This is a genomic window from Streptomyces sp. NRRL WC-3618 (assembly GCF_001280005.1).
In the GTDB taxonomy this organism is placed as follows: domain Bacteria; phylum Actinomycetota; class Actinomycetes; order Streptomycetales; family Streptomycetaceae; genus Streptomyces.
Genome location: NZ_LGDW01000451.1, coordinates 1 through 23,770 on the forward strand (window position 1 = coordinate 1; position 23,770 = coordinate 23,770).

At 68.2% G+C, this 23,770-nt stretch carries 17 protein-coding genes and 1 pseudogene; 13 read left to right on the forward strand and 5 right to left on the reverse strand.

Annotated features, from left to right (window positions below; translation table 11 throughout):
• Nucleotides 1–700 (forward strand): NAD(P)/FAD-dependent oxidoreductase (locus tag ADL01_RS30785; protein WP_420719753.1); only part of this gene is annotated, 700 nt, incomplete at its 5' end.
• 298 nt (nt 701–998) lie between these two features.
• On the opposite strand, the gene ADL01_RS30790 is transcribed toward ADL01_RS30785, so the two are convergent.
• A complete protein-coding gene (locus tag ADL01_RS30790; RefSeq protein ID WP_159049691.1) occupies nt 999–1,517 on the reverse strand; it encodes an IS3 family transposase in 519 nt (172 codons plus the stop codon).
• 227 nt (nt 1,518–1,744) lie between these two features.
• Here ADL01_RS30790 and ADL01_RS30795 point away from each other — a divergent pair.
• A pseudogene (locus tag ADL01_RS30795) lies at nt 1,745–1,960 on the forward strand (hypothetical protein); the annotation flags it as partial.
• Between the two features lie 11 nt (nt 1,961–1,971).
• Here ADL01_RS30795 and ADL01_RS30800 read toward each other — a convergent pair.
• Both ADL01_RS30800 and ADL01_RS30805 read right to left on the reverse strand, forming a co-directional pair.
• The gene (locus ADL01_RS30800; protein ID WP_053745291.1) at nt 1,972–6,309 is read right to left on the reverse strand and encodes a non-ribosomal peptide synthetase; all 4,338 of its coding nucleotides are present in this window, start codon (nt 6,307–6,309) and stop codon (nt 1,972–1,974) included.
• Complete coding sequence (locus ADL01_RS30805; protein ID WP_159049692.1) at nt 6,309–8,780, reverse strand: beta-ketoacyl synthase N-terminal-like domain-containing protein; 2,472 nt, start codon at nt 8,778–8,780, stop codon at nt 6,309–6,311. Before ADL01_RS30805 ends, ADL01_RS30800 begins: the two co-directional genes overlap by 1 nt.
• Before the next feature lie 159 nt (nt 8,781–8,939).
• Here ADL01_RS30805 and ADL01_RS46800 point away from each other — a divergent pair, with 159 nt between their 5' ends.
• Genes ADL01_RS46800 through ADL01_RS30815 form a run of 3 tightly spaced genes read left to right on the forward strand, consistent with a single transcriptional unit; the run spans nt 8,940 to nt 10,726 of the window.
• A complete protein-coding gene (locus ADL01_RS46800; protein ID WP_078960844.1) occupies nt 8,940–9,176 on the forward strand; it encodes an MbtH family protein in 237 nt (78 codons plus the stop codon).
• Nucleotides 9,173–9,445, forward strand: coding sequence for a phosphopantetheine-binding protein (locus tag ADL01_RS30810; RefSeq protein ID WP_053745293.1), 273 nt, complete (start codon nt 9,173–9,175; stop codon nt 9,443–9,445). The genes ADL01_RS46800 and ADL01_RS30810 overlap by 4 nt, the downstream gene beginning before the upstream one ends.
• A gap of 33 nt (nt 9,446–9,478) precedes the next feature.
• On the forward strand, nt 9,479–10,726 hold the full coding sequence (locus ADL01_RS30815; RefSeq protein ID WP_053745294.1) for an MFS transporter: 1,248 nt from the start codon (nt 9,479–9,481) through the stop codon (nt 10,724–10,726).
• A 112-nt stretch (nt 10,727–10,838) separates the two neighbouring features.
• On the opposite strand, the gene ADL01_RS30820 is transcribed toward ADL01_RS30815, so the two are convergent.
• Nucleotides 10,839–11,456 (reverse strand): LmbU family transcriptional regulator, encoded by a 618-nt coding sequence (locus tag ADL01_RS30820; RefSeq protein ID WP_324614646.1) that lies wholly within the window; start codon nt 11,454–11,456, stop codon nt 10,839–10,841.
• A gap of 683 nt (nt 11,457–12,139) precedes the next feature.
• Here ADL01_RS30820 and ADL01_RS30825 point away from each other — a divergent pair.
• The 6 genes from ADL01_RS30825 to ADL01_RS30850 all read left to right on the forward strand — a co-directional run bounded on the left by ADL01_RS30825 (nt 12,140) and on the right by ADL01_RS30850 (nt 18,183).
• On the forward strand, nt 12,140–12,796 hold the full coding sequence (locus ADL01_RS30825) for a D-sedoheptulose-7-phosphate isomerase (RefSeq protein ID WP_053745295.1): 657 nt from the start codon (nt 12,140–12,142) through the stop codon (nt 12,794–12,796).
• A complete protein-coding gene (locus ADL01_RS30830; protein ID WP_053745296.1) occupies nt 12,793–13,458 on the forward strand; it encodes a D-glycero-alpha-D-manno-heptose-1,7-bisphosphate 7-phosphatase in 666 nt (221 codons plus the stop codon). The genes ADL01_RS30825 and ADL01_RS30830 overlap by 4 nt, the downstream gene beginning before the upstream one ends.
• A 71-nt stretch (nt 13,459–13,529) precedes the next feature.
• Nucleotides 13,530–14,543, forward strand: coding sequence for an NAD-dependent epimerase/dehydratase family protein (locus ADL01_RS30835; protein WP_053745297.1), 1,014 nt, complete (start codon nt 13,530–13,532; stop codon nt 14,541–14,543).
• Nucleotides 14,540–16,099, forward strand: coding sequence for a hypothetical protein (locus tag ADL01_RS30840; protein ID WP_053745298.1), 1,560 nt, complete (start codon nt 14,540–14,542; stop codon nt 16,097–16,099). The genes ADL01_RS30835 and ADL01_RS30840 overlap by 4 nt, the downstream gene beginning before the upstream one ends.
• Nucleotides 16,096–17,130 carry a hypothetical protein gene (locus ADL01_RS30845; protein WP_053745299.1) on the forward strand — a complete coding sequence of 345 codons (1,035 nt, stop codon included), beginning with the start codon at nt 16,096–16,098 and terminating at the stop codon, nt 17,128–17,130. The genes ADL01_RS30840 and ADL01_RS30845 overlap by 4 nt, the downstream gene beginning before the upstream one ends.
• Nucleotides 17,131–17,181: 51 nt before the next feature.
• Complete coding sequence (locus ADL01_RS30850) at nt 17,182–18,183, forward strand: glycosyltransferase family 2 protein (protein ID WP_159049693.1); 1,002 nt, start codon at nt 17,182–17,184, stop codon at nt 18,181–18,183.
• Between the two features lie 10 nt (nt 18,184–18,193).
• On the opposite strand, the gene ADL01_RS30855 is transcribed toward ADL01_RS30850, so the two are convergent.
• Nucleotides 18,194–21,382: a non-ribosomal peptide synthetase gene (locus ADL01_RS30855; protein WP_234354854.1), complete on the reverse strand. Its 3,189-nt coding sequence runs from the start codon at nt 21,380–21,382 to the stop codon at nt 18,194–18,196.
• A gap of 301 nt (nt 21,383–21,683) precedes the next feature.
• On the opposite strand from ADL01_RS30855, the gene ADL01_RS30860 reads away from it, so the two are divergent.
• Nucleotides 21,684–23,027: a class I adenylate-forming enzyme family protein gene (locus ADL01_RS30860; RefSeq protein WP_199834974.1), complete on the forward strand. Its 1,344-nt coding sequence runs from the start codon at nt 21,684–21,686 to the stop codon at nt 23,025–23,027.
• Nucleotides 23,024–23,770 (forward strand): SDR family NAD(P)-dependent oxidoreductase, encoded by a 747-nt coding sequence (locus tag ADL01_RS30865; protein ID WP_053745302.1) that lies wholly within the window; start codon nt 23,024–23,026, stop codon nt 23,768–23,770. Before ADL01_RS30860 ends, ADL01_RS30865 begins: the two co-directional genes overlap by 4 nt.

A 23,770-nucleotide genomic window follows, 5' to 3' on the forward strand; every position in this document is an offset into this window, starting at 1 on the left:
GTCCGGGGGCGGGTCCGGGGGCGAGCGTACGGTGCGCTGCCGCTGGGTGATCGATGCCACCGGCCGCGCCGCCGCGATAGCGGTCCGGTGCGGGGCCCGGCGGCGGGTCCGGGACCGGCTCACAGCCCTGTACGTACCCCTGGAAGCGGACCCGCTGGACACCGACCGCCGCTCCCTCGTCGAGTCAGACGAGGACGGCTGGTGGTACACCGCCCCGCAGCCCTCCGGCGGGCGCCTGGTCGCCTACTTCACCGACACCGACCTGCCCGCCGCCACCCACACCGCGCGCCACTTCCACCGACGGATGTCGGCCACCCGCCACGTGTCCCGATGGGTCCACCGGGACGGGCCCCCGCCCACATCACCCACCGCACCCCGCCGGGCGGCCGCGCACACGGCGCACCTGGACCGGGTGTACGGAGACGGCTGGACCGCCGCCGGGGACGCGGCCGTCGCCTTCGACCCGCTCTCCTCCCAGGGTGTGCTGACCGCCCTCTACACCGGGCTGAGCGCGGGCCTGGCCGTCGACGCCCACCTGAGTGGCGTTCCTGACGGCGCGGACTCGCCCCTCGCCGCCTACGCGGACCATGTCGCGGCCGCACGGAGCGCGTATCTGCGCGGCCACCGTGTCATCCACGCCCAGGAGGCCCGCTGGAGCGACCGCTCCTTCTGGGCGCGGCGCGTGGCCGACGTGCCCTGACAGCTCCGGCCGGTGCGACCTGAACTGCTCAGGCCGCATCGGCCTGAGCAGTTCAGGGGCAGGCTTCCGGTGATCCGCCGCGTTGCCGAGAGTTGCGCACCTTCCGGCGCGGAGATCACGTCGTACGCCGGCGGCCTCTCGTAGCTTCCTCCGAACAGGACCGTGGCGCTGGCCTGCACGAACCGCCAGTAGAATCCGAGGGCGTGCTCCTTGGGGTCGGAGCGGGCCACGATTCCGATGCGTTCCACATCCCGCCACTGAGCTTGTTCCGCTTTGACGGACACCATTGGTGTGGTGGTCAGGCTGCGAGTGCGGTCTCGTATTCGGCTGGACTGCGGTAGCCGAGGTTGACCAGATCGGTCCGCAGGTGATCGGCCGTCGCCCAGCCGATCACCCGGCGGGAGGCGATGTCGATGACGGTGGCCAAATAGAGCCAGCCCTCCGCGGTCGGGACATAGGTGATGTCGCCGCACCAGCGAGTGTCGACGCCGACCAGGTCGGGACCGAACTGCCGCAGGACGAGGTCGGGCCGGGTGGCGGCGCGGGAATCGGGGACGGTGGTCAGGTGCCGTCGTCTGCGGTAGCGGCCCTCCAGGCCCGCCGCCCGCATCAGTCTGGCGACGCGGCGGCGTCCGCAGAGGGCACCCTCGCGTTTCAGCACGGCGTGGATGCGTGGAGCGCCGTAGGTGCCACGCGATCTGGCATGGACCTCGGCGATCTGCCCGGTCAGCTCCGCGTCACGAACGGCCCGCAGGCCGGGCTTGGCGGTGCGGCGGGCGTAGAAGGCGGTTCGGGAGACCTCCAGCAGTTCACACACGCGCTTGACGCCCCTGCGTCGCGCAGGGATTCAGGATCAAGCCGATCAGCTCGTCCGAGATACAGACGACAGCGACAGCACGCCACGTCGTCCCCCCTCGTCCACGTGCCCGGTCGCAACCACGCCGTCCCCGAAGAAGACGATCCGCTCCCAGTACCACCGCAAATAATCTCGAAGACCCGATGATGCCCGCCCCGCACGGCAATTCCACGCGCCCAGCGCAGCAGCCCTACCGGATGACCTATGTCAAGCAAGTCGAGGGCGTCGGGACCAGGCTGACCCTGCTGTGGTTCCTCCAGCGCGATCCCCGCGAGAACTGGCGGGACCACTTCGCGGACCTGGACACGGGGGTGGCGGCTTCGGGGCTCGGCAGCGTGCGGTTCGTCGCGCCGTTCATACCGACGGTCCCCGAGACGGACCGCTACGTGGACGAGCTGCGGTGAGCAGAACGAGATCATTGCCGCGCTCGCCGGCGACGTTCGGCCGCGGCATTTCGCGTACGAGGTCCGGTGAGCCGTCCGCCGGAGGAATGACGCTCCATTTCGGGTTGGAGAGCCTGAGCGAGTGAGGAGATCGTCGGGTAGGTGAAGAAGGAGGTCAGCGGGATGTCGATGCCACACCGGTCGCGCAACTGCTGGCGTATCCGCACGATGAGCAGTGAGGTGGTGCCGGCGTCGAAGATGTTCTCCGTGACACCGACCCGAGAGACACCCAGCACTTCGCACCAGATCTCGTGCAGGAGATTCTGAACAGGCCCGCTCGGCAGGGAGTGATCCGTACTTGAGACCTGCTGCTGGGCGATGGCCTTCAGGGCGTTCCGATCAGTCTTTCCGTTCGGGGTCAGCGGCAGTGCCGGCAAGGTCAGAACCCGGTTCGGCACCATGTACTCGGGCAGCCTCTGCCGCAGGAAGGCCCGAGCGCTGTGTTTCAACAACCGCAGCAGTGCACCCTGCCGAGGGTCGTTGCTGACGGGCCCGTCGAGCGTCGGCCGCTCGTGGACGAAGTGTCCGTCCCACTGACCGCGACGAGTGAAGACCGTTCGGATCCGTCCTTGCTCAGGCAGGCGGGAGGACCAGGCATGGTGGGTCTCCCAGCCGTGCCGGGCCGCGACCTCGTCGAGTTCCTCCGGCGAACACGCTGAGCGGGACGCCGTCTCGTCATCCGTCATGAGGTTGACGAAGCGGGTGACGCGCGCATTCGGGATGCCGTCGACGACGACCGCGACCGAGCTCGACGCCCCGAGCAGTCCGTCCAGGCCGACGAGGTCGCAGACCTGCTCCCAGTCGTGGTGCTCACGGGGATACGGCTGCTTTGGCACCTCCCCACTGATCCGGAGCAGGACGTCGTAGCGGAAGCGGGTCATTTCGTTGTCGAACCCCGCTGCCTTGAGCGACACCTGAATCCCGGTCACCGCCGGGAGAGTGTCCTGCAGCTCCGTAAAATACCCGGGGTCGATGAGAAGTTCGTCTTCTTCCAGTGCGTGCCGTGCGGCGAGGGCGCGCAGTTCCTCGGCTCCTATCCGGTCGTCCGTCTCCAGCACACCGGCGTGGAACGCCTCTGCCAGCTTCAGGCTCCTCAGGTCTCCGACGAAAATGTAGCCGCCGGGAACGACGATCCTGCTCGCCGCGGCGAGGACCTCCGCGAGATAGTCCGGTCCGGGGAAGTACTGGGCGACGGAGTTGATCACCACGCAATCGAAGAGCTCGCCGTCGGCGACGTCCCCGATCTCCGTGGCGGCGACCGTGGCCAGCCGCACCCGGTCGGTGAGCCCCCTCCGGGCGACCGCGTCCTTCACCTGGTCGATGGCCTTCGCGGAGAAGTCGATCCCCAGGTAGCGGTCCGCCCCGGGAGCCAGGCGGAGCAGCAACAGCCCGGTGCCGCAGCCGATCTCCGCGAAGGTGCGAGCGCCCGTCCCGGTGATGCGGTCGACGGTCCGCGTCACCCAGTCCAGCATGTCCGTCCTGGGCAGTGGCTGTTTCGAGTAGCTGTCCCGCCAGCCCTTCAGGTCGAAGTCGTCCTCTTCGCCAGGTTCGCCTTCGGCATAGGTGTTCTCCCAGATGGTGCGCCAGTCCTCTGTAGTGTCGTCCGCCTTCTCCGCCACCTTCTGCGGCGTCACCACGGTGACCATCTGGTCCTCTCCCCCGGAGGTCGTCACGGCCAGCGTGCAGGCGTCGCGGACGCCGGGGCAGGCTCGGGCCACGGCGTCGACCTCCCCGGGTTCCACGCGGTGGCCGCGGATCTTCACCTGGTCGTCGAGGCGCCCGAGATACTCGAGATCGCCATCCGTCCGCCACCTGACGAGGTCTCCGGTGCGGTAGACGCGTATCCCTTCGACATCGACGAACCGCTGCGCGGTCAGATCAGGGCGGCCGAGGTAGCCCAGTGCCAGCCCCGCACCGCCGATACACAACTCGCCAGGTACTCCCGTGGGGGCCTGACGACCGGCAGCGTCGAGGACGAACAGGCGGGTGTTCGCAAGGGGGCGCCCGATTCCGGTCACGGTGTCGAAACGCCCCAACACTGCGCGTGTCGACCATATGGTGGTCTCGGTCGGCCCATAGAGGTTGTGCACCTCGGGCCCCATCGCGGTCAGTGTCCGGGCGAGCGAGTGCGGCAGGTGCTCTCCGCCGCTCCATATCTGCCGCAGGGCGGGCGGCGCGACGCGGTGGGACGATGTGTAGAGCTTCCAGGTCGCGGGGGTAGCCTGCACCACCGTGATCTCCTCGTCGGAGAGCAGCTTCTGCAACCGGTCGGGGTCGCCCCCGATACCCGGCGGCCCGATCATCAGCGTCCCGCCGGTCAGCAGCGGGAGCCAGAGTTCCAGTCCCGCGATGTCGAAAGACAGGGATGTCAGGGCGAGCATCCGATCGCCCGGGCCGAACCCGGATTCGGACACGAAGTCGTCCAGAAGGTTCCCGAGACTCTGGTGACCGACCATCACCCCCTTGGGACGACCGGTCGAGCCCGAGGTGTAGATCACGTAAGCCGGGCGGTCGCCGCACGGCTCGGGGGACGGCTGTCGGCGTGGGAGGAGTGACGTGAGGTCGTCCAGCAGCAGAACTTCAGTGCCGGCGGGGACGGGGATACGGTCCGCGAGGTCGCGCACGCTCAGCAGAACCCGGATACCGGCGTCCTGCGACATGTGTTCCAGCCGGGCAGTTGGGTACGTCGGGTCGAGGGGCACGTAGGCCCCTCCCGCGGTCCAGACGCCGAGCAGGCCCGCCGGCAGGTCGCGGCCGCGCGGGAGAGCCACACCGACCAGGTCCCCGTTCCGCAGCCCACGTGCCGTCAGCGCCGCGCCGATCGCCTCTGCCCGCTCGATGAACTGCGCGTAGGTGTAGATGCCATCGGACGCCTTCACCGCAACGGCATCCGGTCGGTCGTGCGCGGTCGCGGACAGTCTGACGGAGAGCGCGCGGGGATCGACCGGACGCGTGGGTCCCGTGCCCAGGGCGGCGAGTACGGCCCGCTCCTTGGCGTCCGCCAAATCGATGTCTTCGACGCGGACATCCGGTCCTTCGGCGACGACCTCCCACAGCCGCCGCAGATGGCGGAGGAACCGCTCCGCCGTGTCCGGGGCGAAGAGGTCAGTCGAATACCGGAGCCGGCAGTCGAGACCGTCGTCGTGCGGAGTGACCTCGAGTACCAGGTGGAACGGTGAGGTTCCCGTCTGGCTCTCGATCAGTTCCAGTTCGGCGTCCGGCAGTCCACCTCGAAGAACGGGTTCGTCGCGGAATGCCACCATCACCTGGACCAGCGGGTTATGGGACAGGCTGCGCTCAGGCGCAACACCGTCGAGAATCTCCTCGAACGGGATGTTCTGCGACTCGGCTCTCCGGTACACGTCCCGCACACGCTCGAGGTACGCGGCGAAGGACGGAGCGCCGGTCATGTCCGTCGGGATCACGAGGGTGTTCGCGAAGGGGCCGACCAGCAGTTCGGTGCCGGCCGACGCGCGGTTGGTCACCGGGGTCGCCACCAGTATCCGTGACTGCCGTGACCAGATACTCAGTACTGCCGAGAACGAGGCCAGAACCATCGTCCGGAGGGTTGTACCGTGCGCTCGCACGACCTTCTCGAGCCGGCGAACCAGCGATGACGGGACGCGGCAGGACAAAGACGCCTCCGCGAAGGTCTGCACGGCTGGCCGAGGGCGGTCGGCCGGGAGATCGAGCACTGTGGGGAAGCCCGAGAGTTCGCGCAACTTACCCGCTCGCCGTTCCCTGGCCCGCGGCGTGTTCACCCCCTCACGCTGCCGTCTCGCGAAGTCGACGTAGCGTGTCGGCGGCAACTCGGGTAGATCCGGGACACCGCCCAGCCTGCTCTTCCGGTAGAGCTCCGCGACCTCGCTCAGAAAGATGTCCAGAGATCGAGCGTCGGTCACGACGTGATGCATCACGACCGCAAGGATTCCGGTGCCCCTGCCGCCCTGCACGAGCCCTACCCGCACCAACGGGGCGTCGGTCAGATCGAATGGCTCCCGGACGAATTCCTCGGCCTTGGCGAAGACCCCTAGCTCATCGGCCGCGTCGAGTTTCTGCACGGTGATCCGCGCCTCATCAAGGACTTCCTGTACGAGAGCATCCCCCAGGATGCCGAAGCGGGTCCGCAGGACCTCGTGCCGTGCGACAACGCCGTTGACCGCGTGCTCGAGAGTCGGCACGTCCAACTCGCCGTGTACGACGAACTGCGCGCTCAGGTTGTTCCGGGAGGTCCCGGGCAGCAGCTGTTCGGTGAACCAGAGCCGCTGCTGCGCCAGCGAGGTCGGGTTTGCGCCCGCGCCGAACGTCATCAGTCGACCTGCTTTCCCGACAGTTCCGCCGGGTCGATCCCGGGGCAATGCTCCAGCAGTGAAGGATGTACATAGGGGATCCGCTCGAAGGCCCGCGGTGCCATGTCGACGCGGAGCGCGTGATCGCGCTCGGCATAGGCCTGCCAGTCGATCCGCACGCCACGTTCCCAGAGGGCTCCGACAGCCCGGAGCAGCGAGCACCAGCCGTCCGGGGCTTCTTCATCGGACACCAGGGTCAGGACGGCGTCTTCAGCCACTCCCCGGAGCCGGGCCGTCTCCCGCGGATCCGTTCCGCCGGCCAGCTGGAGATACACGGCCTCGGGATGCTGCGACACCACCGCGCGCAGGGCCTCGTCGAACGGAACCTGCTCACGCAGTTGCGCTCCCCAGTACCCGGGATCCCATGCCTCCTCACTTGTCAGCCAGGCTCCTGTGACGCAGGAGAGGGTCGGCGTCGTGGGCGAGTTCAGCCGAACCTCACGCATCCGCCGGGTGAAGAGGGCGGCGGCCTCGGCGCGTTCCGGAAGATCTGACATGGCCTGGCTGCGCCAGCACACCGCCCGCGCTGCGTCCTCGCCCGAGAGGACACCGCTCAGCTGCGCGGCGGTCAGTTCGCCCACGCCGTGTCCCACCAGCAGGTCCGGTTCAACTCCCAGCGCGCCGAGGAACGCATGCTGTCCGACGCCGAGCAGGTGGAGTACCGGCTGAGAAACGTTCGTCGCGGTCAGGCACCTGCCGTGGAGGAACGCGTCGCGCACGGCCGCGAAGGTCTCGGGAGCCAGCGTGTGTTCCATCGCCGCGAGACCGTCGTCCACGGCGGATCGGAAGGCGGGCTCCGCCTTGTAGAGCGCGAGCGCCGCCTCAGGCACCCCGGCCTCCTCACCGGGGAGGGCGAGGACGAGTGCTGGCGGAACTTCGGGAGGAGTGCGGAACTGCCCCGGCTTTGGCCACCGCTCGCCGGTCGGGCTGTCGTCGACGGGGATGACCGCAGCCGCGCGTGTGGTGAGCTCCGGGCGACCGGTGCGGAGCGTGTGGCCGATGTCCTGCCGAGCCTCGGCCGATGCTCCGTCCACGGCCGCACGCACCGCGTCGACGGCTTCGGTGAGCCGTTCGGGATCGTCCGCGGACAGCGGCAGCAGTTGCCAGGACCGCCCCTTGCGAGAGGCGAGCTGCATCTCAGGCTCGGCGTCTCCGATGATGACCTGCGCGTTTGTCCCGCCCAGTCCGAACGAACTGACCGCCGCATAGCGGCCCCGGTCCGAGCGCCGCCAGGCGATCGGCGTGTCCGCCAGTGTGAACGGCGTACCCCGCAGGTCGGTTGGCGAGGCTCCCTCCACCAGCGGCGCGTTGGGGGGAATGCGGCCATGGCGCAGGGCAAGAAGGCAACCGATGACGCTTGCCGCGCCGGCGGCCGCGGTGAGGTTTCCGATGTTCGCCTTGACGGAGTGGAGCCGGCAGTCGCCGACGCCGGCTCCGGTGGATCGAAATGCCCGGGTCGCGGCATCAATCTCCAGCGCGTCCCCGATGCCGGTGCCCGCACCGTGCCCTTCGAGCAGGCCGATGCTGGTGGACCTCAACTCGGCGACGTCGAGGGCTTCTTCGATCAGTTCGGTCTGGCCGGCGACCCCTGGCGCCGTGAAGCCCGCGCGCTCTCGGCCATCGTTGTTGACCGCGGTGCCAGCGATGACGCCGAGGATCGGGTTACGGGCGGCCAACGCCACATCCAACCGGCGCAGGAAGAGGGCGGCAACACCGTTGCCGTCCACCGTGCCGTCGGCCGAGGCCATGTAGGGCTCGCACCGACCTCGCGGTGAGTAGATGCCGCCCTCGGTGAACGTGTAGCCCGCGTCCCGTACGTCCAGGGCGACACCCCCCGCCAGTGCCGAATCGCACTCACCTGCGAGGATCGCCTGGCAGGCGAGATGCACTGCGACCCCCGAGGACGAGCAGGCGGTCAGCACGGTCACCGAAGGACCAGTGAGACCATAGGCGTAGGAAATTCTGGTGGACATGTAGTCGGGCTCGGTCCCCACGGCAAGCCCGGACAGATCCACATCTCCGCCTGCCGAGGTTGAGCAGTATTCGATCTGCGCACCGTAGCCACTCGTTCGGGCTCCGAGGAACACCCCGACACGATCCGGCAGCGAACCGATGAAGCATCCCGAGCTTTCGACCGCCCGGTAGCAGGCTTCGAGCATGACCCGGTGCTGCGGGTCGGTCAGTTCCGCTTCGGACCGGCTGAAACCGAATGCTTCGAGGTCGAATCCGAGGTAGTCCTCCATGGAATACGCAACGGGCACATATGCCGGATCCTTGTATCTGTGGACTGGTATCCTGCGGCGCACCAATTCCGCATGGTCTATTTCGCGTCGACCGGACCGTCCCGTGCTCATGAGCCGCCAAAAGTCCGCCGCGCTCCGCACGCCGGCCGCGCGAATCGACATCCCCACCACGGCAACACGAACAGTCATTATCCGGACCACCTCGCCTATTGCGTCGACCGGCCGCCCTTCGGGACGACCACGTGTCCAGCGTGCGATCAACCTTGTCTCGCCAGCGAGACAAGCACAATAATCAGGCCGGTGAAGCGTGCTGGTCGTGGCTGGCATGCCCGCGAGAAAGGGGAGCCCGTGGAAAATTCACTCGAAGACGACGAAGGCGCTTACCTGGTTCTGGTGAACGACGAGAACCAGCACTCCTTGTGGCCTGCTTTCCGAGCAGTTCCGGCCGGCTGGACAATGGTCCACGGAGAGGGTACGCGAAAGAGTTGCCGTGAGTATGTTTCCGCGCACTGGACAGACATGAGGCCGGCCAGTCTCGCCAGGGCGATGGACGACGAACCGCGGGGAGAGGTGTCGGGACCGTGACGGACGACAGCGAGTTCAGCAACTCCATGGACACATTGGTGCTTGAGAACGTGCGGAGCCTGACGGGCAACGCCGACGTCGGCCTTGATGACGACTTCTTCGACGTGGGCGGGAACTCCATCATCGCCATCCGACTCGCGCAGACCTTGAGCGAGGAACTCGGGATACGCCGTGACGTCCGGATCGTTTTCAAGAATCGGGTACTCAGAGACATCAGCGAAGCCCTGAGAGCCCGTTGTGAGGGAGTGGGCAGCGGGCAGGCGCCTTGACGGGCGCGGCGCCCATCCCCGACGATCAAGCGCATGCCTGCCGCCCTAACACCTTTACGCCACCGCCCGTTCCGTCACCTCTTCATGGGTACGACGGCAAGCCTGCTCGGCAACGGAGTGGCGCCGATCGCCCTGGCCTTCGCCGTGCTCGACGCCACTGGCTCGGTCGGCTCGCTCGGATTGGTGGTCGGCGCCCACTCCCTTACCAGCATCCTCTTCCTGCTGTACGGCGGGGTGTTGGCGGACCGGCTGCCGCGCGGCCGACTGTTGGTCGGCAGCAGCGTGGTCAGCGCCGCGAGTCAGGCGGTGGTCGCTGCCCTGGTCCTCAGCCACAGCGCCACCGTCCCCCTGCTCATGGGACTCGCCGCGGTCAACGGGGCGTCAAGTTCCTGCTACCAGCCCGCCGCCCAGGCACTGCTGCCCCAGACCGTGCCGGCCGAGTCCCGCCGCGCCGCCCTCGCGCTCTCCCGGATCGCGGGCAACAGCTCGATGATCGTCGGTGCCTCGCTGGGCGGCGTACTGGTCGCCGCGATCGGACCCGGCTGGGGTCTGGCCGTCGACGCGCTCAGCTTCGCGCTCGCCGCCGCGTCCTTCGCACTGGTCCGCGTCCAGGTCACTCCGCCCGCGCCCAGCCCCGGCGTGGTACACGAACTGCGCATCGGCTGGCGGGAGTTCACCTCCCGCACCTGGGTGTGGGTGATCGTGGTGGCCTTTTGCTTCCTCAACGCTGGCCTCACCGCCTCGCTCACCGTCCTCGGCCCGGCCGTCGCCGACACCACCGGGATCGGCCGCAGCGGCTGGGGCCTGGCCGTCGCGGCGTCCTCACTCGGCGCGGTCGCCGGCGGCGTACTGTCGCTGTACTGGCGGCCCCGGCGCGCGATCCTGGTCGGCTGCGCACTGATGGGCCTGACAGCCATGACCCCACTGCTGCTCGCCCTCGCCCCGTACACCGGGTTGCTGGTCGTCGCCAACTTCGTCGCTGGCGTGGGCATCGAGCAGGCCGGCGTCGCCTGGTACTCGACCCTCAACGAACAGATCCCCGAGGACCGCCTTGCCCGCGTCTACGCCTACGACGACCTCGGCTCCTACCTCGCGCTCCCACTCTCCCAGTTCGCCGCCGGACCCGCCGTACTCCTCCTCGGCCTGCACGCCACCCTCTACGCGGCCGCGACGCTCATCCTCCTCGCCACGTTCGCCATGGTCGCCACCCCCTCCATCCGCGCGCTGGCCCCGGGGCCCACAAAACCGCTGCCCGCCTCCGAAGATCCGGTGCCTGGCTGAGCGGGACGGCTTTGGGGGGCTGTCCGGCCGGTGGACTGCTTCATGGACCTGCCTATCGCGATTCGAGGCACCGCAGGGGTTCCGAACGGATGCCCCGGCGTCATCCGCACGCTCAGGAGCAGGCAATGGCTCGTCGGACGATCTTCGCTGCCCAGGTCTCGATCGATTCGCCGTCCCTCCTGGCGGCTCTTTCCAGACTTTCCAGGTCCTCGGCCGAAAAACGGAGATTCAGCGGGCGCGCTTCGGACGTGGAGGTGGTGTCGAGTAAGGCCAGTGTCGACGTGGGGCTGGTTGCCGTGCGATCGGCGTCGCTCGCCGCATCGTCGCTCCCGGCCTCCAGCTGCGCCGGCTCTCCTTGCCGCATGAGCAGACTGCCGCGCACCTCCCGACGCAGCTTGTTTCGACTCCAGCCCAGTTCACTCGCCTTGCCCAGCCAGTAGTCCTGCTCCGGTTGTTCGAGTGCCACCACTTCGAGATGGTGGCTGAAGCTCAGACCTTGGTGCCTGCGGGACAACGGAAACCGTCGTGCCACCCAGCTGTAGTTGCGCAAGGTCTGGTAGCTGAGTGACGTCCGCCGGATGGCTTCTTCGTAGCGGTCGTGGAACACGAACTCGCCGTAGACCAGCCAATCGGCGATCCACCAGGTGGACGAGTCGGCAAAAGAGAACAGCTCGGTACCGAGCTCTTCCCATGTGCTGAAACTCTGCTTGGCCGTGAACAGCAAGCCCACTTTGTGGAGCTGGACACCAGAACCCCGCGGCTGCCGAGCAACACCTGCCGCTGCCACGTGTCGTGCGGCCGGGTTTGCCGAGCTGACATCTTTACGCATCGTCACCCCTGGACACGTTCCATGTATCGACTGACCTTCGGCGGACCGTCAACGGTCGTGCGCGGTAGACGTCCCGGAAGGCGACCCACCGCTGCGCCATGTGCCCGGCACGGACATTGGCGGACGCCGCACCTGCTGAAAATTCGAATATCAGCGGAAAGCTTCTCTCCTAGATTAGCGGCATCTTCGGGAGAGGCAGGATCTGAATGTTTTGCGCATCGTGCGAGTAAGTGGTTTCAAGCAATAGTCGACTCGCTTGCAGGACGCCCACTGCGGCTAATGCCAGACTTTATATGACGGTTAGACGATCGACAAGAGGAAGGCCCACTTGCATGCCGCACCGGCATTTGGTAATAGGGACCCACCTGCAACTTGAGGCCGATCGGCGAGTGGTCGACTTCGTGTTGCCCTCTTGACTCGAACCCGAAGTGCTGTGATTCACTATGACCGCAGCAAGCGCTAACTATTGGTTTAGATCTAGAAATCCATGGAATCATCGGCTGGTCCCGTGAGCCGCGCCATTGCGTGTTCCCGCATTATCGACTCCGGACAAAGCTCGTCCCTCCGTATGCAGAGGAAACGCTGTGGTCTCTGAGCTCTCCTTATCAATTGCGACGGCAGAACAGAAATCCGGTTACGCGTCGATCGTCTCCCAGTACCTGCGCCATCTCGCGGACGGCGCGCTGCGCGTCGACGCAGAGGCCGTCAGCCAGGTGGCGGCGTGCGTCGTGGAGACGATCTCCACCGGCGGGACCGTACTCATCGCGGGCAACGGCGGCAGCGCGAGCACAGCCGACCACATGGCATGCGACTGGGCGGCCAACGCACTCCGCGCCGGGCACCGCTTCGGCAGGGTGACCAGCCTTTCCTCCAATTCCGCGTACGTCACGGCGCTGGCCAACGACATCGAGTTCAGCAAGGTGTTCGCGCAACAGGTCAGAGCAGTCGGCGCGGAGGGCGACCTCCTGGTCCTCCTCAGCGTGAGCGGTGACTCGCCGAATCTGGTCGAAGCCGCCAAGACGGCCCATGAGCAAGGGCTGACGGTCGTGGCCCTGCTGGGCAACGCCGGCGCGGTGGCCCAGCACTGCGACCTGGTGGTCGAGGCGGGCGCGGGAGACTACGGCCTGACCGAGGACCTGCATCTGGCCCTCAACCACGCCATGGTCCGCGTCTTCCGCGGCGGACGCCCCCATCGGTACGGCTGGGCCGACGCCGGCCCTCCCGGGAAGGAGGGTCAATGAGCGCAGACGTCATATCTCCCATCGTGATACGGGGCGCCGGCTCGTCCCCGTCTGCTGACACCCACGGCCCCGCCGGACCTGGTCTGCTCTGCGACCGAGACGGCACGATCATCGAGAACCGCGCTGACTACGTTCTGCGGTCCGAACACATACGGCTCCTTCCAGGCACCGTCACCGCGCTGCGCGATGCGGCACGCGCGGGATTCACCATCGGCATCGTCTCCAACCAGTCCCCGATCGGCCGCGGATTGCTGACCGAGAACGAGGCGGTGGAGCTGCACCACGAGCTGCTCACCCGACTCGCTGCGGCCGACGTGCCGGTGGCCGCGAGCTACCTGTGTCCGCACACGCCCGCACATCACTGCCCCTGCCGCAAACCGGAGCCCGCGCTGATCCGGCAGGCGGTGAGCGAACTGGCACTGGACCCGGCGCGGACCTGGTATGTCGGGGACGCGGCGACCGATGCGCTGGCGGCCCGAACGGCAGGCGTCCACGGCGTCCTCGTCCGGACCGGTCGAGGGGCTGCGCAGACCGGGGCCCTCGCTCGCCACGGCCTGACTGACCTGCCCGTCGTGGCGGACCTGACCGCAGCGGTGGAACTTGCCGCCCGTCGGCTCCGAACAGCTCAGCTCTGGCCAGGGCCGACGAGCACCGAGCCCTGACCACACCACTCTGCCAACCGTCCGCGGTGCCCGGCGCCCGGACGGTCGTCCCCTGAACCGGAGGTTGGCGCATGACCCGTATGGTCGTCACCGGCGGTGGCGGATTCATCGGCTCGCACGTTGTGGAGCGGCTGGCTGCCCAAGGCCACACCGTGACCGTGGTGGACGACTTCTCCACCGGTCACCGCGCCAATCTGTCCCGCGTGCTGCGGCTCCACCCCGATGTGACAGTCCACGAGGCCGACATCGCCGCGCCCTCCACCGCGGACCTGGTCCGTACGGAGCGGCCCGAGGTGGTCCTGCTGCTGGCGGCCCAGATGAGCGTGAAGGTTTCCATGCGCGACCCGGTCCTGGACGCGCGTCTCAACGTCGAGGGCCTGGTGCGGATGCTGGAGGCCGCCCGGACGGCCGGCGCACGGAAAGTCGTCTTCGCATCGAGCGGCGGCACGATCTACCGAGAGGCGTCGGACGGTGAAGGACCCACCACGGAGGCGTGGGAACGCGCGCCCCGGTCCTTCTACGGACTGACGAAGTCGGTGGCCCTGGACTACCTGCGGCTGTACGAGGAGGTGCACGGACTGTCGTCCGTGGCTCTGGCCCTGGGCAACGTCTACGGACCGCGGCAGGATCCCGGCGGGGAGGCCGGGGTCGTCGCCATCTTCGCGCGTCGGATGCTGAACGGTCAGCGGTGCGTCGTCAACGGCGACGGCCTGACCACAAGGGACTTCGTGCACGTCGACGATGTCGCGGAGGCCTTCGCGCTGGCCACCGAACGAGGCAGCGGTCTGATCAACATCGGTACGGGTCGGTCCTCGTCGGTACTCGACATCCATGCCGCGCTGGCGGCCACGACCGGTTTCACCGGGGCTCCGGTCTTCGGCGCCCCGCTGCCGGGAGAGATGCGGCATGTCCGCCTCAGCACCGATCGGGCCGCCGAACAGCTGGGATGGCGCGCGGGGATCGGCCTCCAGGAGGGCGTGAACAGCGTGGTGCGCTGGGTCCAGGAGCACTCCGAGAGGCCTGCGGAGGTAGGGCTCGCCGCCGAGCACCGCACGGCAGTCACCCCGGGAGAAGGAGCCTCGTGACCCTCGCGACCAGTCACACCCGTCGCCTCCGCCCGGCCCGGCACCGGAGGCTGTCGATACGCAACAGTCCGTGGCCCGACGGCTCGCAGGTGTTGCTCCGACAGGTCCGTGGCGAGCGGACTTGGCGCCTGCTGCCCGTCACCGTGCTGTACGACGACGGGCAGCGGTACGTCTTCCGCGTCCAGGCGGGCTCCACCTGGCTCGACGTGGGCCGCGCGGGCACCGACCGCTCGCACGGTCGGCGCGGAGGCCGACAACTGACCACCACCGGCGGGTCGGAGCACGACCTGACGTATGTGGTGGACCGCTTCGGATCGTACTCCGTAGCCATGAGCACCGACCCCGCGAGCGGCGAGCTGGTGAAGTGGTACGTCAGAGCCCAGAACCCGTTACGCCGACGCTCGTGGGGCTTCGACACGAGCCTCGTGGCGGAGGGCATCCCCAGCACCGCAGGACGGCTGAAGCGTGGGGCGCGGCGGCACGTGGTGGGACGCCTGGCCGACGCGGAGTGCCGGGCCGCCCTGGTGAGCTGGACCCGGCCACCAGCGGAACCGCTCGACGTGCGGCACCTGATCGACCGGCTGGCTCCGGTGCTGGGCGTGCCCGTACCTGGCGGACGCGACTCCGCCGGGGCCGTCGCGACCGGCGCTGCGAAGTCGGGCCTGGCCGCCTCCCCGGTGCTCGTGGCCGACGACCTGACACCGCGTCGCGTCTACGTGGCGAGCGGGCGCGCCCGGCGGCCGGTGAGTGTCGCGGAGGGCTGCCCGTTCTGCCCCGGAGGCCGCGAGGTACCCCCGGACTTCGAGACGGCCGCGTTCCCGAACCGCTGGCCGCCGATCGCGACCGGCCGCTGCGAGGTGCTGGTCCACAGCCCTGACCACACCCGGGACTTTGCCGGCATGTCCAGGCGGGCCGCGCGTCGCGTGGTCGACCTGTGGGCGCGGCGAGGTGAGGTACTGGCCGGTCTCGACGACGTCCGATGCGTCCTCGTCTTCGAGAACCGGGGCACGGCCGCCGGAGCCACGGTGGAGCATCCGCACAGCCAGATTTTCGCGCTGCCCGTCCTCCCCCCGTTGCTTGAACCGGTGCGGGGGAACGGCTCACCGGCTCCGCCGTGCCCGGCCTGCGTCGAGCCGGACCCCGCTCTGCTGGTCGAGCAGAGCGACGGTTGGCGTGCCTCTGTGCCGCCCGCCCCGCCGGCGCCGTACACCGTGCGGCTGACCGCGCCGCGGCATGTGGCGTCGCTGGCGGAGCTGGATCCGGCCGAACGCGACGGGCTCGCCGCGGCCCTGATCCGTACCGTGCGCCGCCTCGACCGTCTGTTCCAGGAGCCGATGCCGTACCAGCTGTGGACTTCCCGTCCGGCGCACGGATCACCGGACGGTCATGTGTCGGTGACCGTCGCCGGACTGCTCTCCCGCCCCGGGCGGCCGCGGATACTCGGCGCGGCTGAACTGGCGACGGGCCTCTACTTCACCCCGGTCGGGCCGTCCGAGACGGCTGCGGCACTGAAGGGCATCGATCCCCACTCGCGGCCATCGGAGGAACGACGGTGACCGCACGGGATACGGCTGCGGACCGCGCCGGGACGACGGCGAGCCTGGTGGTGGCCCGTGCCCCGCTGCGCGTCTCCCTCGCTGGCGGCGGCACCGATCTGCCCAGCTACGCCGACCGCTTCGGAGGCGTCGTGATCAGCCTGGCCATCGACCGCTATGTCGGCGTGACAGCCTTCCCCCGCTCGTTCGGCGGCGGTGTCCGGATGTGCTGGGAGGACGTCGAACAGGTGGACCACGCCGAGGAACTGCGCCATCGGTTCGCGCGCGCCGCCCTGTTGGACACCGGCACGTTGCGCAACATCCAGGTGGCGTCGTGCGCCGACGCCCCGAGCGGTTCCGGCCTCGGCGGTTCCGGAGCGTTCACGGTCGCGCTTCTGCACGCCCTCCTGCACCAGGACGGGCCTGATCCCCAGGAACTCGCGGAGCGGGCCGCCGCAATCGAAATGCGGGACCTGGGGCGTCCGGTGGGCAAGCACGACCACTACATGGCAGCCCTCGGCGGGCTGCGCCTGCTCCGGATCGGCAAGGACAGGAGTGTGCGTCCGGAGTCGCTGCCGATCGACGACAGGTTCGAATCCTATGTCCGGGAACGCCTGCTGCTGTTCTTCACCGGGGTCAACCGGGACGCCGGCCAAGTCCTCAGCGGGCAGGACCGTCTCACGCGTCGCGGCAACGTCGGCACACTGCGCGGGCTCCAATCCATCCACGCGCTGGCCGCCGAGATGCTCGTCGCCGTCACCACCGGCCGGGTCGACGAGGTCGGACCACTGCTCGACGCTCATTGGCAGGCCAAGCGAGAACTCAGCGAGGGCATCTCGAACGACCGGACGGAGACGCTCTACAAGGTTGGCCGCGAGGCTGGCGCCGACGGCGGCAAACTCCTCGGCGCGGGTGGCGGCGGCTTCCTCCTGCTCAGCAGCGGACCCGGCAGAACCGACGAGATCCGGGCCGCGATGGCCGAACAGAACGCTCAGGAGCTGCCGTTCGGGCCGGACACCACGGGCTCGCAGGTGGTGGGACTTTCCATATGACGACGATTCGATGCCTTGCAGGTGCGGTCCCGGAGGAAAGGTATGTGTGCCATGTCCCCACTGTTGAGCGTTGTCGTGCCAATGTTCGACGTCGAGCCCTACATCTCCGCCTGTCTCGAGTCACTGCTCGGCCAGCACGTCGACGACGTCGAGATCATCGTCATCGATGACGGGTCCACGGACGCAAGCCGTGCCATCGCCGAACAGTGGGCGCGCCGGGATTCCCGCATCCGGCTGATCGGGCAATCGAACGCCGGATTGAGTACCGCCCGCAACGTCGGCATCCGCGTGGCGCGAGGACGGTATCTCGCGTTCTGCGACAGCGACGACGTCGTGCCGGCCACGGGATACGCCTCGCTCGTCGGGTCCCTGGAGGCCACGGGGTCCGACATCGCCTGTGGCGACGTACGCCGGCTGCACAGTGCCGGCTTGCGACCGCATCCCGGCTACCAGGACACGTTCGCCCGCAGCCGGAGCCGCACCCACATCCGTCGCGACACCTCGCTGGTGCGCGACCGCATGGTGTGGAACAAGGTGCTCCGTCGCTCGTTCTGGGACGAGCGAAAGCTCATGTTCGAGTTGCCGGCGTACGAGGACGCCCCGGTCATGATCCGCGCGCACATCGAGGCGTCAGCAGTGGACGTACTGACAGAAGTCGTCTACCTCTGGCGAATCCGCGAACAGGGACCACCGTCGGGCACCCAGCGACGCGACGAACCGGACAACATCGCCGCCTGTATGCGCATGGTGCTGGACACGTTCCAGGTGATCAGGTCACTCGCCCCGGAACTCATCCCTCCCTATGCGGTGGACATGTGCTGCGGTGACGTGCGGCAGGGGCTGCGCGCGCTCCATCTGCACGATGACGCGACTCTGGGCGAGGCTCTGTCGCTGGCCCGTTCCTTCATCGCGGATGTCCCCGAGAGCGTTTTCGACGAGTTGCCACCGACGGACCGCCAGCTCATGCGTCTGCTGGCACAGGGTGACCTGGCGGGAATCCGGCGCATCGTGGAACATCCCGCTGCAGCGGTGGACTACTTCCGCGGTTGGTGAGGGGCGCGCGCTATCCGTCGACGGCGGTCAGTTGAACCGCCATGTCCCCGATCGTCTCGGCTTCGAAGAGTGCTCGGACGCTCAGCTCGCAGCCGAGGAGAGTGCGCACGCGACCGATGACCTGCATGGCGAGAAGCGAATTCCCCCCGAGTTCCCAGAAGTTGTCGTCGAGGTCGGCCTTCGCAACACCGACGACCTCGGCCACGATCTCGCTGAGCCGCCGTTCCCGGGAGCCGGCGAACGGCGTCGCGCGATGGCCGGTCTCCACCACGGTGCTCGACGACTTGATGCCGGACAGCGCCCAGCGGTCCAGCTTGCCGTCGGGTGTGATCGGGAACCCGTCGAGAACCTCCACCCGGTCGGGCAACAGCGCGGAGGGGATTTTGCCGCGGAGGAAGTCCCGTACAGCAGAGTACGTCAACCCGTCACGGCCTTCGTCGCCCGGCACGACGTACGCCACCAACTGAGCCGTGTGCGTGCCCAGATCGGTAGCCATGACGGCGGCGCGGTCGATGGCGGGATGGCTGTGCAGCAAGGCCTCCAGCTCGCCCGGCTCGACGCGCAGACCTCGAACGGTCACCTGGTCATCGAGACGGCCCCAGAACTCCAGCTGCCCGTCAGGCCGCAGGCGGCCCTTGTCGCCGGTGCGGTACAGGCGCTGACCGGGGACGCGGCTGAACGGGTCGGCCATGAATCGCTCGCTGGTGTGCACCGGCTGTCCCGCGTAGCCCTGGGCCACCCCGAGCCCGCCGATGCAGATCTCGCCGAAGAACAGCAGCGGCAGCAGCTGGAGTTGGTCGTCGACGATGTAGATCTGAGCCGTGCCGGCCGCGCGCCCAGCCACCTGGCGCGCGTGTTCGCCGATCTCCGCACTGGCGGAAACGGCGGTGCACTCGGTCAGACCGTACGTGTGGAACGCGAGGAGCCCTGGCTGCTCGTGCAGGCGCCGCCACAACCTGTCCGACGCGCTCTCACCACCGGTGATCACCAGCTTCGGCGGATACGGCACCGCTAGGATGCCGGCGTCGACCAAGATCTCCATCTGGCTGCCGGCGCAGTCGAGTACATCGATCGATGACGCCGGATCCGATCCCCGGGAGAGGAGCCGGAGCGGATCCGTCCTCTCCTCTTCGTCGAGCAGCAGCAGCCGATGCCCGAAGGCGATCATGCCGAGACACTGGTTGATGAACACATCAGAAGTCAGGGAACCCAGCGCGCCGACATTCACCTGGCACCCTTCGGGCAACCGTGCGTATATCGGCGCCAGTCGGGTGGCGGCGAGAGCGACGAGGCTGCTCTGGTCCACGACCACGCCTTTCGGCTGTCCCGTGACACCTGATGTGAAGATCGTGTACGCCGGGGCGGTGGCCGGGCGACGAACGGAATCGGGCCCGTGCGCGGATCCCTCCCCGAGGGCCTTTGCCCCATCCGCCAGGAGTGCGGCCGGTGAGACCGTCTCCACCTCGGCGAAGCACGCGTCCGAGACGACCAGGTCGGTGTCCGCCTCCGCGAGGCGCGGGCGGTGGGCCTCGGACCGCTGCGGATCCAGCAGGAGAAAAGCGCCGCCCGCACCCCACGTGGCGAGCATCGCGACGATCAGATCAGTGCGCCTGGCCAGGCAGATCCCCACCATAGTGCCGGTCCGCACGCCGCGGGCGCGCAATGCCACGAGCATCGTCCGGGCGCGGCCGGCCAATTCGGCGAAGGTGAGCCGCTCGTCCTCCGCAACAACCGCTTCCCGTTCAGGAACGGTCGCGGCCGTCGATTCGAAGATTTCCCATGCGGATGTGTATTCCGCGGGGGCACGGTCGTCCCGCGTTTCACAGCTTGCGCCGAGCATCAGCGTTTCCGCCAGTGCGGCCCCGCTGAGGACCGGGACGCTCCCCAGGGGGACATCGGGTGCCCGGCTGAGTGATTGCAGGAGGTTTCCGTAGGCATCAGCGAACCTCCGCATAGCCTCCTCGGAGAACCGCTGACGGTTGTATTCGACGGTCAGGCACGTTTCGTGCGCTTGCCGCCGTATGTCCAGCATCAGATCGAACTGGATCCTCATCAGTTCCACGGGGTCCGGCACGGGTGTCACACGCAGGCCGTCAAGGGCCCAGATCGCGCTCGGGTCGAGCGAACCGTATCCGATGGCGGCCTGGAAGAGGGGGTTACGATCGGCGTCCCGATGGGGGGCGAGAGTCTCCACCACCACTTCGAATGGCACATCCTGGTATTCGAGTGCGTCCAGGATCGCCTCATCCACCTGCTCGATAAAGCGATCGAAGGTCGAGGTGACCTCTACCCGGCAGCGCAGCGCCACGGTATTGGCGAAAAATCCGATCGTCCCGTAGAAGTCCGGGTTCGGTCGAGCGACCACCGGTGTGCCGACCGCTATATCGCTCGATCCCGTCCAGCGCTGCAACAAAATAAAGTACACCGCAAGCATGCCGGTGAACGGAGTGACCGAGCGGTCCCGGCAAAATGCTTCGAAGTCCGCCACCACCTTTCCTGGAAGGGTGACCGGGAGCCGGGAACCGATAATCCCGCCCGGGCTCTCCCCGCTGTCCTCAGGCAGCCGTACGGGCTGGATGCCGGCAAGCCGGTCGCGCCAATAGTCCAGGCCGGATCGGTCCACCTCCGAGGATTTCTCCGCCAGGCAGAAATCGGAGTATTGAACGGCGGGCTTCGAGAGGGCCGCGGAGTCCGCATCGGCATAAGCGAGGCGCAACTCTTCGGCGAACACCTGAGCGGAGACTTCGTCGATGATGAGGTGATGGAAAACGAAGACCAGCAGCTGCGACCCGGGTGACACCCGTATGACGCTCGTCCGCCAGAGCGGCCCCGACGCGAGGTCGAAAGGAACACCCAGCAGCCTTGTGGCCTCGGACTCTGCCCAGGCGCGGCGCTCGCCGTGCGAGTCCCCCTTGGCCTCCACCATGTCGATCAGAGCGGTCCGGTCAGCGGCTTCGTCCGCGTCGTGCACGACCTGGAGGACCTCGCCCTCGTCCTCCATGAATGTGGTGCGCAACGTTTCATGCCTGTCACGCAGCACTTGAAGAGAGCGCCCGAGGCGGTCGGTGTCAAGGTCCCCGCCGACCGCGAGAACAGTTCCCCAGGCGTCAACCGAACTGTCCGGCCGAACCAGTGAGGAGAAGTACATCCTCTGCTGTGCGGATGAGGCGGGAACCGTACGACCATTCACGTGGCGCATTTGAGACATAGCAGCCCCCGTTTCTCTCATGCTGGCACATGTGCACTCCGCGCGACCTCACGTGGCTGCAGCCATCAAAGCAGAATGTCTGCCGCAAGACCCCCCTGTCTCGCCGGCTAGACAGAAGGCGGTCACGCCGATGGACCGCGTGTCTCGCCGGCGGGACACGCTCGGCACGCCATTCCATTCGGGCTCGAAATGGGGGCAGAGTGAAGATTGCCGTATCGCCGGACAGCCGGAAATGCGGGTGGCTTCCGTCACGTGAATTGGGAGAATTGGGGGAAGCACGGTGGATTGGCTGTTGTCGCAGCTTCAGAGTCGGTCCGACGCCGAGGCGATGGTCGGGCACGGCGGCAGGGTCACGTACGCCGAGCTCGCGGAGCGAACCTCCGGCTGGCTGGCCGAGCTGAGCCGGCTCGAAGTGGCGGCGGGCGAGTGCGTGGCGATCGTCGGGAACGCCTCACCGCACATGGTCGCGCTCTTCACCGCGCTCGCCGTCCGAGGCGCTGTCGTGGTTCCCTTCGCCCCCACCGATCCGCCGGAGGATCAGCGGGCGCGCCGGGTCACCATGGCGCATGCGACCCGTGTCGTCGAGTTCGGCGGCCCCGACGAGTGGACTGTCCGGACCCCCACGCCACCGGACGCTCCCCGACCACGCCTGCTGACCGAGTGCGCCCGCCGCGGCGAGGCCGGACTGCTGCTGTTCTCCTCGGGCTCGACCGGCGAGAGCAAAGCGGCCCTGCTCTCGCTCCCGCGGCTGCTGGGCGGCTTCCGTGCGTCCCCTCGCCCTCGGCGGACGCTCCAGTTCATGGCGCTCGACCACATCGGGGGCGTCAATACCTTGTTCCGCACACTCATCGGCGGCGGCACCGTGGTCGCCGAACCGCAACGCACCCCCAAACACGCCTGTGAGGCCATCCACCGTCACGGCGTCCAGGTGCTGCCGACCACGCCGACCTTTCTCAACATGCTGCTGCTCTCCGACGTCCACCGGGACTACGACCTGTCCTCGCTCGAACTGATCACCTACGGCACGGAACCCATGCGCGAGGTCACCCTCGCGCACGCGACCAGGGTGTTCCCCCAGGTGCGGTTCAAGCAGACCTACGGCCTCACGGAGACCGGCATCCTGCCCACGCGGTCCGTCTCGTCCGACTCGTTGCGGATGGACCTCGGAGGGCAGGGATTCAGGACGCGGGTGCGTGACGGAGTTCTCTGGATCAAGTCGCCGAGCGCCATGATCGGGTATCTCAACGCGCCCAGCCCCTTCGACGAGGAGGGATGGCTCAACACGGGAGACGCGGTCGAAGTCGCCGAGGACGGCACCCTCCGTGTGCTCGGACGGCTCTCGACCCTGATCAATGTGGGCGGGGAGAAGGTGTCCCCGGCCGAGGTCGAGAACGTGCTGCTCCGAGCCGGCAATGTCTCCGACGTCATCGTGACCGGACGCCCAAACGCCGTCACCGGTCACATCGTCACGGCCACCGTCGAACTGGTCGAGCAGGAGGAGCGGCGGGCACTGAACAGGCGGCTGCGCCAGTTCTGTACCAAGCACCTACCGCCCCACAAGGTTCCGGCCGTCGTCACCGTCTCAGACGTGCCGTTGCACGGCGAGCGGTTCAAGCGCATGGGGGGCGCTACATGAGCGGCGCCGCGGACCGGCGTCCGGTGGCGGTCGTCAGCGGAGGCAGCCGCGGTCTGGGTCTGGCTCTGGTGACCGACTTCCTGGAGCGCGGCTACCGGGTGGAGACCTTCAGCCGGACCGAGTCCGCCGAGCTCACCGCGCTGCGCAAGGCGGCCGCCGCGGACACCCTGTCCTGGTCGTCGGTCGACGGAACGGACGCCGAGGCGGTCGAAGAGTTCGGCCGCGCGGTCACGCGTCGCCGGCGCCGCATCGACACGCTGGTGAACAACGCGGCCACCGGGCTCGAGGGCCTGCTGACCCTGACCGCCCCGACGGCCATCGAGACCGCGCTGCGGACCAACGTGACCCTGCCGGTCCTGCTCACCCGGGCCTGTCTCAAGCCCATGCTCGCCCGCCGGACCGGTGTGGTGATCAACCTGTCCTCCATCAACGCGCTGCGCGGGCAGACCGGCGTCGCTGTGTACGGCGCGGCGAAAGCCGCACTGGACGGACTGACGCGGGGCCTCGCCCGTGAAGTCGGCCCCGCCGGGGTCCGCGTGGTCAGTGTCGCCCCCGGCTACTTCGACAGCGACATGACCGCGGGCATCGGCCAGGCCCAACGCCAACGCATCGTGCGCCGAACGCCGTTGGGCCGGCTCGGCTCGGTGGACGACGTGCTCGGCGTCATCCGGTTCCTCACCTCGCCCGCGGCGAGTTTCATCACGGGCCAGACCATCACCGTCGACGGCGGCTACACCTGCTGA

Excerpts from the sequence above, each read along its gene's own strand:
- ADL01_RS30835 (WP_053745297.1), top strand. The coding sequence starts at position 13,530 with ATGACCCGTATGGTCGTCACCGGCGGTGGCGGATTCATCGGCTCGCAC.
- ADL01_RS30800 (WP_053745291.1), bottom strand. The coding sequence starts at position 6,309 with ATGACGTTCGGCGCGGGCGCAAACCCGACCTCGCTGGCGCAGCAGCGG.
- ADL01_RS30850 (WP_159049693.1), top strand. The coding sequence starts at position 17,182 with ATGTCCCCACTGTTGAGCGTTGTCGTGCCAATGTTCGACGTCGAGCCC.
- ADL01_RS30805 (WP_159049692.1), bottom strand. The coding sequence starts at position 8,780 with ATGACTGTTCGTGTTGCCGTGGTGGGGATGTCGATTCGCGCGGCCGGC.
- ADL01_RS30865 (WP_053745302.1), top strand. The coding sequence starts at position 23,024 with ATGAGCGGCGCCGCGGACCGGCGTCCGGTGGCGGTCGTCAGCGGAGGC.
- ADL01_RS30830 (WP_053745296.1), top strand. The coding sequence starts at position 12,793 with ATGAGCGCAGACGTCATATCTCCCATCGTGATACGGGGCGCCGGCTCG.
- ADL01_RS30815 (WP_053745294.1), top strand. The coding sequence starts at position 9,479 with ATGCCTGCCGCCCTAACACCTTTACGCCACCGCCCGTTCCGTCACCTC.
- ADL01_RS30855 (WP_234354854.1), bottom strand. The coding sequence starts at position 21,382 with ATGCGCCACGTGAATGGTCGTACGGTTCCCGCCTCATCCGCACAGCAG.